Source organism: Arenimonas alkanexedens (assembly GCF_054781355.1).
In genome coordinates this window covers 158449-171303 of sequence record NZ_BAAGUO010000003.1, presented here as the reverse complement: position 1 = coordinate 171303, position 12855 = coordinate 158449, and the positions used below count along the sequence as shown (strand labels likewise).

Sequence of the window (12855 nt, the reverse complement as noted above, 5' to 3'; positions counted from 1 at the left end):
GGGCAGAAACAGCAACAAGGCCAGCTACCTTCGCCAAAGAGTCGTCGGCCAGGTCTTGCGCTTAGCGCCTGATGCCCGGCAATCTCGCCGGCAAGCCCTGCTTGTGAAGGCGCGCCTAATGACCCAGTTCCGCAACGCCCCTGTTCTCATTGCACTTTTGGCCGTGCTCGCCACCTCGCCGGCTCAGGCCGAAGCGCTGGACGCCATCACCCTGACTCACTATCTTCCCGCCAGCTCGCAGACCCAGGCGCAGTTCACTTGCGTAGGCTCCACGACCGGTCAGCCTGACGCCAGCATCGCCTTTGAGACCGTTTCCTCGGCGCCGGGCGTGCGCGCGTCGCGGGTCAAGTCGCTCAGCGTGCGTGGCCAGGCCCTGTCGGACGCCCTGCTCAGCGAGCTCAATGCCATCGTCGGCAAGGACTCGGTAACGATGGCCATCGCAGGCTGCACCGATCAGGACGTTCGGGTCGTGGTCGGTGTCTACCGGCCCGGAGACGTGCCGGATGGCGGCAGCTTCGAAGACGGCAATGACTACCTTTACGTCTATTTCGAAGGCGCCACCGGAAAACTCAGGCTGGAATAGCTTCGGGTCAGCTCGACAGGACGCGTACCAGCAGCCACGCCGGTACGCCTATGAAGTAAAGCGCCCGGGCCAGCCAGACCAGCAACAGGCGCGCCGCCGCCGCGCGCGAAGGCATCAGGACCAGCGACGGCAGCGAGGCCGCCTCGACGAAGATCCGCAGCGCCGCCGCGAACAGCATCAGCCCCAGCGACCACGAGGCCCACCAAGCCAGCAGCCCGATGAACCAGGCGCCCCAGCCGTAGGTGTAGGCCTCGCCAAAGGTGCCGCCGAAGGCGATGACCTGGTGCAGGCGGAACGCCACCAACGCTGGCAGCAGCGGGAACAGCCCGAACTTCACGGACGCGTGTTCGAACCAGGGCCGGCCCGCGGCCGCGCGAACGCTGGCCAGGGTCGCGCTGCGCGCCGCAGCGCCGTCCGCGATCCGGGCCGGTGCGCCCGCATCGGTGAGGGCCTTGGCCAGCGCGACAGGATCGGCGATGGCCAGGCCACGCGCCCATCGCCGCCCCGAGCCGAGCACCAGGTCGGTGCCGCTGTCGGGCCAGGGCAGACGCCAGGGCGAAAGCGATGCGATCGAGGCTAGCGGCACTTCGATCCGCTGGTGGCGCTGCTCCAGCACCAACATCACGCCTTCGATCCGAACCCGGGCCGCGAACACGCGCAGGATCGCCCGCGCCGCCACCAGCGGCAGCACCACGGCGGCGCCGAACAGCCACAGCTGCTTGAGCGACTGCACCTGCAGCCCGGTGCGCAGCAACATATCCGCCGCCAGCCAGGCCAGGCCGGCAGCGGCGACCAGCCGAAGCCCGCTGGCCAGAGCCCGCCAGCGCGGCGATAGCAGCACCGCGTTAGCGGTGAAGAGTTCGGGGCTGGCCGCCGCGCGGCGCGTGGCCAGCGACAGCACCGTCGCCTGGAAGGCCAGCACGCCCAGGAACAGCAGGCCCGCAGCGCCCACCCAGTCGCCCCAGCGCACCATCAGCGTCGGCGCCGGATCATGAGCCACGAGTTCGGCGGTCAGCACCGCCTGGTCGCCCATCGCCGTGCGCGCGAGCACGGCGCCGGTATCGTCAATCACCGCACTCAGCCCGTTGGTGGTCACGCGCACCTGCGGCAGCCGGGTCTCGATGCTGCGGAACGCCGCCACCGACAGATGCAGGCGCGCGCCGGCGGGGTAGCCGGTGAACCAGGAATCGTTCGACATGCCGACAATGGCCTGCGCGCCCAGGCGCGCGCCATCGATCGCCAGCTGCGTGCGCACGTCGTCCAGGCAGATGAGCGGCAGCACGTTCACTTCGCGGCCGTCTGCCGTGCGCAGCGGCAGCACGCGCGCGCCGTCACCCGGCTGCCAGCTGCCGGTCCAGGGCAGCATGCGCCGCAGCCAGGGTTGGTCCAGCCAGCTCGGCACGTGTTCGGTCAGCGGGAAGGGGTGGGTCTTGCGATAGACGCCGAGCAGGCCGCGGCCTGGCTCAAGGAAAGCGGCGGAATTGTACTCACCGGCCTCGTCGAGGTCGTACGTGCCGAACACCAGCGGGACGCCGGCGGCATCCACGAATCCCTGGATCTCCTGGTCCAGCGCCGCGCCGTCTTCGCTGCGCGGATTCGCGAACGTAGTCGGGTAGACCGTCTCGGACCAAAGCAGTACGTCCGCACCGTGGTCGCGCAGGGCCGACCAGGACAGTTCGTAATGTCTGTCCAGCACGTGCCGGACGACGCCATAGGCACCGATCTCGGCGCGCAGCTGTTCGTAGTGGGTGACGCTGGCCTGGATCATCGCCACCTTGATCCGCGGCGCGTCCGGCGCCGGCGCCGCGAGGCTCGTCAGCCGCAGCTGGCCGTAGCTTGCCGTCGTCACCAGCATCGCTGCGGCGGCCGCCAGCGGCCAGCCGCAGGCGCGCCAGCCAGAGCGGCGCCGGGACAGCGCCAGCGCGATGGCTTCGTTGACCAACAGCAGCAACACGGTCAGGCCGGCGGCGCCGCCCAGGTCTGCCATCTGCCGCAGCACGGCCGACGGCATCAGGCCGTGGCCCAGCGTGTCGCCGAGAAGTTTCGGCAGCGCCCATTCCATGCCGACCCACGCCGCCGCACCGGCTAGCGCGCGCAGCACCGGGCCATGCCGGCGCCCGGCCAGATGCCGCGCCAGTGCGAACGCCACAATCTGCGGCTGCATCAGCGGCGCCAGCGCCAGCAGCACGGCCGTGCCGATCACCGCGCCGACACCGATGTAGGCGCCGATTGCGGCGCCGAACCAGACGAACACCGCGGCGACGAACGCCAGGCTCATCACCAGCCCGCTCGCCAGCGCGCCGCGCGCCGTGCGCAGGCCATTGAGCGCCAGCAGCCAGGGCACCAGCGCCACGAAGCCGAGCACCCAGGCCGCGTCGCCGCGCGCATACAGGCCCAACAGCAGGCCGCTGAGCACGATGCCGGCAAGGCTGCGCCAGCGCGGGAAACTCAAACCATCGGCATTCAAATCAGCGCACTCCCAATCAGGACTCAGCCTGCCGGGGGAATGCGAACCCGCCGCACGGGCAGGTCGGGTGGCGCCAGCTCGGGCGGCACCACGCGATCGGTCGGCATCGCGATCGGCCGGCCGTTGGCGTCATAGAGGACGAAGTCTGGCGCGAACATCAGGATCGGCTCGATCGCCACGCCCTCGTCGCTGAACTGGTGGTGGCGCACGTAGCCGTCGGGAAGCGGATAGTCCTCGGGCACGGCCAAGCCTTCCAGCGGCGGGCTGGTGCCCGGCGGATTGAAAGCGCCGATGCCGGTACGGATGCCGACGTCGTGCAGGGCGCCGATCAATTCGGCACCCGTGGGTTCGGGATCGCCGGGCCGGAAATAGCTGGCGATGTCATTCGGGTCATTGCTGGGAAGTTCCTCGACCACCGCATCGGCGGCGAGCGCCGCCCTGGCTCGCGCCATAGCGACCGGCGCCGTCGGCTCGGTCGCTTCCGCCGCATCGCCGGCGATATCCGGAGTTGGCGGCGCCGACGGGATCGCCAGCAGCCGCCAACCGCCTGCCAGCGCGGCGATCAGAAAAACCGCGACCGCCAAGCCGAACAGCAGGGACCGCCCCGCGGTCCCTGCCTTGCGAACCACCCGCACACCGTCGCCGTCCGGATCGGACGGCGGGGTGCCGGGCTGGCCGCGTTCGGTCACGGGCTGGCCGGGTTGTAGACCGACAGTGCCCAGCCCATGCGCTCATGGCCAAGCTGGTTCCAGATCGGGCTGCGGCCGTTGGTGAAGCTGGTGTAGCGCGGTGCACCCTTGCCGGTGCTGCCGCCCCAGAGTCCGGCGCGCACGGTGCCGCCGGTGTAGGTCGGATGCACGTCGTCGGACTGGATGTAGTCGAAGCTGCTCGACGAGGACACGAAGTGCGCGTTCGCGTCGCGCAGCGTGCCGCGCAGCGTCACCGAGATGCGGTTGACGTAGGACGCCTCGCTTTCACCCGGCACGTAGCGCAAGGCCTCGGAATCGATCTGGCCGTCGCCATTGCTGTCGTAGTCCGCGCCCATGTACTGGGCGAAGCTGTCGGCGCACTGGAAGCCCTTTAGGCGGGCGGAATTGCACATCGCGTAGTTCATCCTGGCGATCGCCGGCAGGAAGCGGTCCTGCATCTTCACCGTCTGCCCGGTGCTCGCATCGCGACAGCTGCTCTGCACGTTGTCGGCGCTGTAGCCCGGGTAATAAAGATTGGAAATAATCTTCAGGCGGGTGTTGGCGTGGGCGTTGGCGTTGATGAAGTCCATCGCCCGGCCGACGTAGAGCGCGCAGTTGGCCACGGCGGTGTCGAGCACGCTGTAGTTGCAGGTGCCGTTCTGCGACTTGAAGCTGGTACGCGCCTGCAGGCCGTCGTTGCCGCACATCTCGAAGGTCACCACGCGGGTGGATGCCGCCTGCATGTAGGAGCGGTCGGAGACGATCTTGCTGTTGTAGACGTCGCTGGCAACCGCACCCGACTTGGTGCGGCGGATGCTTTCGATGTCTGCGCCCCAGCGGGCCGACAGGTACTCGGCGTCAACCGTGGGCGCGGCGTACCTTGCGGCGTTGCTGATCGAGCCGTTGTAGCCGGCGTAGATCGAGTCGCCATAGGCGACGACGCGATACTTCGCCGTAGTCCCGGACCGGTCGATGGTCCAGGAAACGTTCTGGTTGAGTGTGTTGGCCAAGGTCGGGCCGGCGATTACGAGCAGCAATGCAGCCGGCAGGCACCGCATCGCGGTGCCGCGGGTAAGGATGTTCATCAATGACTCCCCTTCGAATGGTGTACGCCACGGACGCCGGACGGCGTCCGATTTTGGAACTGACGAAACCTGAAGCGATGGGGACCCCCCACTGGTATGGAGGTGTCCTTCCCTGACCATCGCCCGCCGGACGCTAGCGTACGGTTGGGGGCGGCGCAATGTGCGGTGCAGCACAGTTCCCGGCGGCCGCCGGGGTGCGGACTGGCCGGAGCGCTCGCGCGACCCCGTACTACCCGGGCATGCGGGCGACAGGTACAGTCAGGCGATAACGGCCTGATTCGGGCCGCCAGGGGATAACGATGGTGTTGGCGGGTTTGACGATCCTGCTGGTCGAGGACCATGGCTTCCAGCGCCGCCTTGGCCTGCGCCTGCTGTCCGACCTGGGGCTGACTAAACTTCACGAGGCGGCCGATGGTTTCGAGGCGCTGGACCTGCTGCGCGGCCTGCCCGAATCGCCCGACGTCGTATTGGTGGACCTGGACATGCCCGGCATGGACGGCGTGGAGTTCATCGGCATCGTTGCCCAGGAACGGCTGGCCCATTCGATCGCGGTGGTCAGCGCCATGGAGCCGGCCCTGCTGCACACCGTGCAGGTGATGGCCAAGGCCTCCGGCCTGCGGGTGCTGGGCTGCATCGAGAAACCGCTGACGCCCGGCAAGCTCACCACCGTGCTGTCGCTTTACGAGGCCCCGGCGACGGACGGCCAGGCGGCGCTGGACATCGAAGTCACGCCGGAGCAGGCCCGTGATGCGCTGTCGCGCGGCGAGATCCTGCCCTGGTTCCAACCCCAGGCCGAGTTCGGCAACGGCAAGATCATCGGCGTCGAAGCGCTGGCCCGGTGGCGGCTGGCCGATGGCCGCATGGTGCCGCCGACCGTGTTCGTGCCGGTGATGGAGGCCGCGGGACTGATCCACGAACTGACCAATCTGATGCTGGTGCAGTCCTGTGCCTGGTGGAAGCGCTGGAAGGCGCGCGACCTCGACCTGAAAATTTCCGTGAACGTGTCGGCCCAGAACCTGTCCGGCCCGGAAGTGGCCGATCGCTACGAGGCGGTGCTGCGCGAACACGGCCTGAGCCCCGACCAGATGGTGCTGGAGATTACCGAAAGCTCGCTGATGAGCGACACCGCGCGCGGCCTGGGCCTGCTGGCGCGGCTACGCCTCAAGGGCTTCGGCCTGAGCGTGGATGATTTCGGCACCGGCTATTCCTCGCTCTCCCAGCTGTCGCAGATCCCCTTCTCCGAGCTCAAGATCGACCGCGACTTCGTCAGCGGATCACCGACCCAGCCGCGCAAGCGCGCCATGATCGAAACCAGCGTCGACCTTGCCCGCAAGCTCGACCTGAAAGTGGTCGCCGAAGGCGTCGAGACCGTGGAGGAGTGGCAGCTGCTGGCCCAGCTGGGCTGCGACTTCGCCCAGGGCTACCTGATCTCGCCGCCGGTCCCGGGCGAGCAGCTGCCCGACGCCATCCATCGCTGGCGCCAGACCCATCACTGACCGCACGATGCCGCGACCGAGCCACAAGTTCGGCATCCGCATCCAGCTGTTGGGACTGTTCGGCCTTCTCCTGTTCACCGGCGCTGGCGTGCTGGTGCTGGATGAGTACGAGCGCCAACAGAGCCAGCGTGCGCTCGAGTCCCTCAAGGACGAGTCGCTGGACGGACTGCGCCGGATCAAGGCGGTGTCGGACGCGTATGGTCTGGATATCGTGGACACCACCATCCGGGTCCGCAACGACCTGCTTACCTGGCAGGAAGGCAGCCAGGTCGTCGGCCACGCCCGCCTGCGTATCCGCGAACACTGGGCCGCGCTTGAACGCCTGCCGCTCACGCGCGACCAGAAAGCACTGTACGAACAGATCACCCGGGCCCGGGTTCGCGCTGACACCGCGGCCAAGACCCTGGAAGGCATCCTGGTCGCCCAGGACATTGTCGCTCTGGCCCGCTTTGCCGACACCGAGCTCTACCCGGCGATCGACCCGGTGACTACGCGCATCAAACGCCTGGGCGACCTGGAAATGATCGAGGCCGGGCAGCGGGTGCGCGAACAGGAGTCGCGGGCCGTGCGCTACGCCTGGATCCGCACCTTGATGAGCCTTTTCACCTTGGTGATAGTGGCCGTGGTGGGCAGAAAGCTGGTCCGAAACGTCTACCGGGGCGTGGAAAGCCTGACGGCGATGGCGCAGCAGATGCGCCGGCACGACTACCAGGTGATGCCGCGCTACCAGCCTGAGGGGGAGCTGGGCGAGGTGATGGAGGTGTTCCTGGTGATGCGCGACGACGTGCAAAAATTCGAGAACAAGCTCAACCAGGAGCTGTTGCGCAACGAACAGGTGCGTGAGGCGCTGCAGGAGCGCGAGATGTTCCAGCGCTCGCTGTTCGCGGCGGCGCGGGTGGCGATCTTCTCGCTGGACCTGGACACGCGAATCACCAGCTTCAACCCCTATGCCGAACGCCTGACCGGCTACCGGGCCGAGGAAATCATCGGCCAGCGCAGCACCCACCAGCTGCTGCTGCCGGCCGAGGTCGAGAAAGTCACCGCCGAGCTGACCCAGGCCCTGGATCGGCAGATTCCCGCCGGCACCAGCCTGGTGCCGCTGCTGATCGAGCAGGGTTCGCCGCCGCGGGAGTGGACCTTCGTGCGCAAGGACGGTAGCCGGGTGCCGGTGCTGCTGGCGACCTCGGCCACCCGCGACGGCAGCGGCAAAATCGTGGGCTACATCGCGGTCGGCACCGACCTGACCCAGGCCAAGCAGCTTGAGCAGCGCCTGCGCGCCAGCGAAACCCGTGCCCATGAAGCCAGCGACGCCAAGTCCAGTTTCGTCGCCGCCATGAGCCATGAAATACGCACGCCGATGATCGGCGTCACCGGCATGCTCGAGGTGCTCTCGCACAGTCGGCTGGACGACGAACAGCGCCGCACGATCCAGGTCATCCAGCAGTCGGCGCGCTCGCTGCTGCAGATCATCGGCGACATCCTGGATTTTTCGAAGGTAGAGGCGGGTCGGCTGGACCTGTCGCCGACCACGGTGTCCTTGCCGGCCCTGCTGCAGTCCACGGTGGCCAACTTCAGCGGGTCGGCCTCCAGCAAGGGCCTCGTTCTCAACTGCGCCGTGGACGACCGGGTCGGCCCGGCGCACGTGGTCGACGCCCTGCGCCTGCGTCAGGTGCTGGGCAACTTCCTGTCCAATGCGATCAAGTTCACCGAGACCGGCATGGTCGAGGCGGCGCTGGAGTGGAAGGGCCGCGACGGCGACGGCGACCGCGTGTGTTTCCGGATCACCGACACCGGCATCGGCATCACGCCCGAGCAGCAGGCGCGCCTGTTCCAGCCCTTCGCCCAGGCCGAGGACAGCACGACGCGGCGATTTGGCGGCACCGGGCTGGGCCTGGTCATTTCGCGCCACCTGGCCGAGTTGATGCAGGGCGAAGTGAGCATGGACAGCACGCCCGGAGCCGGGACCACGCTTCGGCTGGACATCACCCTGGCGCGCGGCAGGATCGAAGACCTCGAGCCCGAGAGCGTGCCCGAGGCCGGTAAAGGTTTCCTGGCGCGGCCGCTGCCCTCGGTAGCACAGGCCCTGGCGGAGCGAAGCCTGATCCTGATCGTCGACGACCACCCGACCAATCGTCTGGTGGTGGCGCGTCAGTTGGCACTGGCGGGCTACGCCAGCGAATCGGCCGAGGACGGCGTCAAGGGCCTGGCGGCCTGGCGTACCGGTCGCTATGCGCTGGTGCTGTCGGACGTGCACATGCCGGTAATGGACGGCCATGAAATGGCGCGCGCGCTGCGTCGGGAAGAAGCCGAAGCCGGGAAGCCGCGCACCCCGGTGATCGCGCTGACGGCGGCGGCGCTCAAGGGAGAAGCCGAACGCTGTCTGGCGGCCGGCATGGACGAATTCCTGGCCAAGCCGGTCAGCATTCCCGAGCTGGTGGCCTGCCTTCGTCGCTGGCTGCCGCACACGCTGCCACAGGCCGGCGAAATGATGCCGTCCGCGCCCTTGCCCCAGGTGAACGCCGATCCCACGCCGCTGGATGCGTCGGTGCTCGACCTGCTCACCGGCGGCAATCCCAACGAAGCCAGGGCGGTGATGGACGACTTCATGGACACCACCGCCGACGACATGAAAGGACTCGCGAGCGCGCGGGCGGCCGGCGATCTTGTCAAGCTGGCGCGGGAGGCCCACAAGATCAAGGGCGCTGCGCGCCTGGTCGGTGCCTATCCCTTGGCCGACGCCGCGGGTGCGGCCGAAGCGGCGGCCAAGGCGGCCGACTGGTCACGGGTGCTGCCGCTGTGCACCGATGTCGAAACAGCGGTGGAGCGGCTCAAGCGCCACCTGCAGGCGCGCTGGCGCTGAGCCCGATTCAGTAGCCCGCGGCCTGGCCGTCCTTGCGGCTTTCGCTGGCGCCGACGTAAACGCCGTTTTCATGGTCACGCATGATCGCCTGGTAACCGCCGTAGGGGCCGTCCGCGAATTCGAGCCTGTGGCCCTTGCGCATCAGCGCGCGGATCACTTCATAGTCGAAGCCGGTTTCCAGGTTCAGCACGCCGCCGTCGGTCATTGCCAGCATCTGGCCGGCCGGGTCGGTGCTGCCGTCATGCTGGATGCGCGGCGCATCGCCGGCTTCCTGCAGGTTCATGCCGAAGTCCACGAGGTTCATGATGATCTGCGCATGGCCCTGGGGCTGCATCGCGCCGCCCATCAGGCCGAAGCTGATCCAGGGCTTGCCGTCCTTGGTGGCGAAGGCCGGGATGATGGTGTGGAAAGGGCGCTTGCCCGGTGCGAACGAGTTCGGATGGCCGGCCTTGAGCACGAACTGCTCGCCGCGATCCTGGAAGATGAAGCCCAGCCCCGGGGCCGCCATGCCGCTGCCCATGCCGCGGTAGTTGGACTGGATCAGCGACACCATCATGCCGTCCTTGTCGGCGGTGGTGAGGTAGATCGTGTCGCCCTGGTTGAGCCGGGTGCCGGCATCGACCGCCTTGGCGGCCTTGTCAGGATCAATCAGCGCGCGTCGTTCGGTCGCGTACTCCTTCGAGATCAGCCGCTGCACCAGCGCCCGTGCCGCGTCGCCAGCGTCCTGGCCGCGGGCCGGGCCGGGGAAGAACGTCGGGTCGGCGTACCAGCGGGCGCGGTCGGCGAAGGCCAGCTTCTTGGCTTCGGTGAACAGGTGCACGTGCTCGGCGCTGCCGAACGCAATCTTCGAGAAGTCGTAGCCCTCGAGGATGTTGAGGATCTGCAGCGCGGCAATGCCCTGGCCATTGGGCGGGATCTCCCAGACGTCCACGCCGCGGTAGTTGGCGCTCACCGGCTCGACCCATTCGCCGGTGTGCGCCGCCATGTCCTCGTAGCTCAGGAAGCCGCCATTGGCCTTGAAGTAGTCGCCGATGGTGCGGGCGATGTCACCCTTGTAGAACGCGTCGCGGCCGTCGCGACCAATGGTTTCCAGGGTGTTGGCGAGGTTCGGGTTGCGCCACATTTCATTCTTTCGCGGCGCGCGCCCGTCAAGGGTGAACTGCTCGGCGAAGCCCGGCCATTTCGACAGCACCGGCACGCTGCGGTTCCAGTAGTAGGCGATGGTTTCGTGCACCGGGTGGCCGTTGCGGGCGTAGTCCACGGTGGGCCTGAGCACGTCGGCCATCGGCAGCTTGCCGAAGCGGTCGTGCAGAGCGAACCAGCCGTCCACCGCGCCCGGCACGGTCACCGGCAGCGGGCCGTGCGGCGGGATGTCGGTATAGCCCTTGTCCTGGAACCACTTCAGGCTCAGCGCCCGGGGCGACCGGCCGGAGCCGTTGTAGCCGTGCAGCTTGCGGGTCTTGGGGTCCCAGACGATGGCGAAGAAGTCGCCGCCGATGCCGTTGCCGGTCGGTTCCATCAGACCCAGGGCCGCGTTGGCGGCGATCGCCGCATCCACCGCACTGCCGCCGCGACGCATCACGTCCAGCGCGATCTGGGTGGCCAGCGGGTGCGAGGTGGCCGCCATGGCCTCCGGGGCGATCACCTCCGAGCGCATCGCGAAGGCGGGACCGGTAATGCGGTCAGCACCCTGGCTGGCCGGGGCGGCAAGGACGGCGCCGAGGGCGGCGGTCAACAAGAGGCAGGCAGGCAGTACTTTCATCAGTAGGCTCCGGGCGGCGACTGGAGGAAGATAGCGCAACCCCAGCCCCGCGAAAGCGAAGGAATCCTGATGCGCGTCATCGCCCTGTTGTTTACCTGCCTGTTGGCCCTTGCCGGCTGCAGCCGCGAGTCGGCCACCCCGGCGGCGCCCGCTGCCGCCCAGGCCGATCCGGCCGCGGTCGCCGCCGAGCTTGATGCGCTGTTCGAGGAATGGCACGAGGCGGAGCTGAAGGCCAGTCCGATCTTCGCCACCTCTCTGGGCGACCTGCGCTACAACGACCAGCTGCCGGACATGTTTTCGGCGCAGTACCGCGCCGAGCAGGAGGCCCGCGAGCGCGACTTCCTGGCGCGCGTGCAGGCACTGGACCGCGAGGCCCTAAGCGGCCAGCAGCGCCTGAGCTACGACATCTTCATCTCCGACCGCGAAACCTCGCTGGCCGGCAACCGATTCCCGGGCTGGATGATGCCGGTGAACCAGTTCGGCAGCTTCGGCAGCTTCATGGCCCAGCTGGGTTCGGGCCAGAGCCTGCAGCCGTTCACGGAGGTCAAGCATTACGACGACTTCCTGGCCCGTATCGCCCGCTTCCCGGTGCTCAACGACAGCGCCATCGCCAACCTGCGCGAAGGCATTGCCGCCGGCGTGGTGCAGCCGGTGCCGGTGGTTGAGAAGTCGATTCCGCAGTTCGCCGCGCACGTGGTCGATGATGTGGAAAAGAGCGTCTACTGGGGCCCGATAGCGAACATGCCCGCCGAGTTCCCGGCCGCCGAGCGCGAGCGGCTCACCGCTGCCTATCGCGAAGCGATCAGCGCCACGCTGGTACCGGCCTACGCCAAGATGCGCGACTTCCTGCGCGACGAATACCTGCCCAAGGCCCGCGACGGCGTCGGCCAGATGCACCTGCCGGACGGCAAGGCCTGGTACGCGCACAACGTGGCGGTGAACACGACCACCGACCTCACGCCCGAGCAGATCCACCAGTTCGGTCTGGAGGAAGTGGCGCGGATCCTGGCCGAGATGAATGCCGTGCGCGAACAGGTTGGCTTCGAAGGCGACCTGGCGGCTTTCTTCGCGCACCTGGGCAGCGATGACCAGTTCTACTTCAAGACCGAAGAAGAGGCGCTGCAGGCCTATCGCGACGTGCAGCAGAAGATCAATCCGCGCCTGGAGCAGCTGTTCGACATCTTCCCCAAGGCCGACTACGAAGTGCGGCCGGTCGAGGCCTTCCGCGCGGCATCCGACGCCGGCGCCTCCTACCAGTCGCCGTCGCCGGACGGCTCGCGTCCGGGCGTGTTCTACCTCAACACCTACAACCTGCGCGCGCAGCCGAACTTCCTGGTCGAGACCCTGTCGATTCATGAAGCCTCGCCGGGCCATCACTTCCAGATCTCGATCCAGCAGGAAGTGGAGTCGCTGCCGGCCTTCCGTCGCTTCGGCGGCTACACCGCCTATGCCGAAGGCTGGGCGCTGTACGCCGAGTCGCTGGGCAAGGAAATGGGCCTATTCACCGATCCCTACCAGTGGTACGGCCGCCTGAGCGACGAGCAGCTGCGCGCCATGCGCCTGGTCGTCGACACCGGCCTGCACTACTACGGCTGGGACCGGCAGCAGGCGATCGACTACATGCGGGCGAACTCTTCGATGGCCGAGTCGGACGTGGTGGCCGAGGTCGAGCGCTACATCGTGATCCCCGGCCAGGCCCTGGCCTACAAGGTCGGCCAGCGCGTGATCCGCGAGCTGCGCGAAGAGGCCGAGGCCGAGCTGGGCGCGCAGTTCGACGTGCGCGCCTTCCATCGCCAGGTACTGGTGGACGGCGCGCTGCCGATGGGCGTGCTGCAGACCAAGATCCGCGAATGGATCGCCGCCGAGAAGGCGAAGCAGGCCGCGGCGTGATGCCAAACGCTGGCGCGGCTCCC

8 protein-coding genes are annotated in these 12855 nt (G+C 68.0%); 4 read left to right on the top strand and 4 right to left on the bottom strand.

Annotation, left to right across the window (positions count from 1 at the left end; genetic code table 11):
• Positions 1 to 118 precede the first annotated feature (118 nt).
• Positions 119 to 583 carry a hypothetical protein gene (locus ACYVGY_RS08780; RefSeq protein ID WP_460457109.1) on the top strand — a complete coding sequence of 155 codons (465 nt, stop codon included), beginning with the start codon at positions 119 to 121 and terminating at the stop codon, positions 581 to 583.
• 7 nt (positions 584 to 590) lie between these two features.
• On the opposite strand, the gene lnt is transcribed toward ACYVGY_RS08780, so the two are convergent.
• From lnt to ACYVGY_RS08765, 3 genes are read right to left on the bottom strand one after another with little or no spacing between them, the layout of a single operon-like run.
• Positions 591 to 3050, bottom strand: a complete 2460-nt coding sequence (lnt, locus tag ACYVGY_RS08775; protein ID WP_460457108.1) for an apolipoprotein N-acyltransferase — start codon at positions 3048 to 3050, stop codon at positions 591 to 593.
• 23 nt (positions 3051 to 3073) lie between these two features.
• Positions 3074 to 3739, bottom strand: a complete 666-nt coding sequence (locus ACYVGY_RS08770; RefSeq protein WP_460457107.1) for a hypothetical protein — start codon at positions 3737 to 3739, stop codon at positions 3074 to 3076.
• Positions 3736 to 4824 carry a hypothetical protein gene (locus ACYVGY_RS08765; RefSeq protein ID WP_460457106.1) on the bottom strand — a complete coding sequence of 363 codons (1089 nt, stop codon included), beginning with the start codon at positions 4822 to 4824 and terminating at the stop codon, positions 3736 to 3738. Before ACYVGY_RS08765 ends, ACYVGY_RS08770 begins: the two co-directional genes overlap by 4 nt.
• Positions 4825 to 5138: 314 nt before the next feature.
• Between ACYVGY_RS08765 and ACYVGY_RS08760 the strand changes: the two genes are divergently transcribed.
• Positions 5139 to 6320, top strand: coding sequence for an EAL domain-containing response regulator (locus tag ACYVGY_RS08760; RefSeq protein ID WP_460457105.1), 1182 nt, complete (start codon positions 5139 to 5141; stop codon positions 6318 to 6320).
• Between the two features lie 7 nt (positions 6321 to 6327).
• Positions 6328 to 9180, top strand: a complete 2853-nt coding sequence (locus ACYVGY_RS08755) for an ATP-binding protein (RefSeq protein ID WP_460457104.1) — start codon at positions 6328 to 6330, stop codon at positions 9178 to 9180.
• Positions 9181 to 9187: 7 nt separating this feature from the next.
• Here the strand turns inward: ACYVGY_RS08755 and ggt are convergent, their stop codons facing one another.
• Positions 9188 to 10942, bottom strand: a complete 1755-nt coding sequence (ggt, locus tag ACYVGY_RS08750; RefSeq protein ID WP_460457103.1) for a gamma-glutamyltransferase — start codon at positions 10940 to 10942, stop codon at positions 9188 to 9190.
• Positions 10943 to 11011: 69 nt separating this feature from the next.
• Between ggt and ACYVGY_RS08745 the strand changes: the two genes are divergently transcribed.
• Entirely contained in the window at positions 11012 to 12832 is a 1821-nt protein-coding gene (locus ACYVGY_RS08745; protein WP_460457102.1) for a DUF885 domain-containing protein, read from the top strand.
• Positions 12833 to 12855: the final 23 nt, after the last annotated feature.

What these genes read in the sequence shown, in the direction of transcription:
- ACYVGY_RS08780 (WP_460457109.1), top strand. Translation starts at nt 119, where the DNA reads ATGACCCAGTTCCGCAACGCCCCTGTTCTCATTGCACTTTTGGCCGTG.
- ACYVGY_RS08765 (WP_460457106.1), bottom strand. Translation starts at nt 4,824, where the DNA reads ATGAACATCCTTACCCGCGGCACCGCGATGCGGTGCCTGCCGGCTGCA.
- ACYVGY_RS08755 (WP_460457104.1), top strand. Translation starts at nt 6,328, where the DNA reads ATGCCGCGACCGAGCCACAAGTTCGGCATCCGCATCCAGCTGTTGGGA.
- ggt (WP_460457103.1), bottom strand. Translation starts at nt 10,942, where the DNA reads ATGAAAGTACTGCCTGCCTGCCTCTTGTTGACCGCCGCCCTCGGCGCC.
- ACYVGY_RS08745 (WP_460457102.1), top strand. Translation starts at nt 11,012, where the DNA reads ATGCGCGTCATCGCCCTGTTGTTTACCTGCCTGTTGGCCCTTGCCGGC.